This window comes from Cupriavidus sp. 01L45, assembly GCF_056399885.1.
This window is the reverse complement of sequence record NZ_JBFTSG010000182.1, coordinates 1-419: the sequence shown is the minus strand read 5'-3', so window position 1 is coordinate 419 and position 419 is coordinate 1. Positions and strand designations below refer to the sequence as shown.

Here is a 419-nt window from a genome sequence, read left to right as displayed (position 1 = left end):
GACCTGCTGATCCGCTTTGCCGAAGCCTGCKGCACCACCCGCGAGCGCGTGGTCGACCCCGACAATATGTCCGCCACCACCCGTGGCCTGCAAAGCTGGTGCTACGCCGTGGCCATGCGCGAAGACCCCGTCGTCGCCGTCGCCGGCCTGGTGGTTGGCCTGGAGTCCCAGGTGCCCTCGATCTACCGCAAGCAGACCCCGACCCTGCGCGACAAATATGGCTTCACCGACGAAGAAGTCGAATTCTTCGACCTGCATATCGTCTCCGACGAAATCCACGGCGAACGCGGCTACCAGATCGTGCTGGAACACGCCGACACGCCCGAGCTGCAGCAGCGCTGCCTGAAAATCTGCGAGATCGGCGCACAGATGCGCCTGCTCTACACCACCGCGCTCTATCACGACTACGTCGCCCAGGA

1 protein-coding gene is annotated in these 419 nt (G+C 64.1%); it reads left to right on the top strand.

Annotated features, from left to right (window positions below):
- Window positions 1-419, top strand: a 419-nt coding sequence (locus AC1DT6_RS40625) for an iron-containing redox enzyme family protein (protein WP_477115632.1), incomplete at both ends; no start/stop codon positions are given.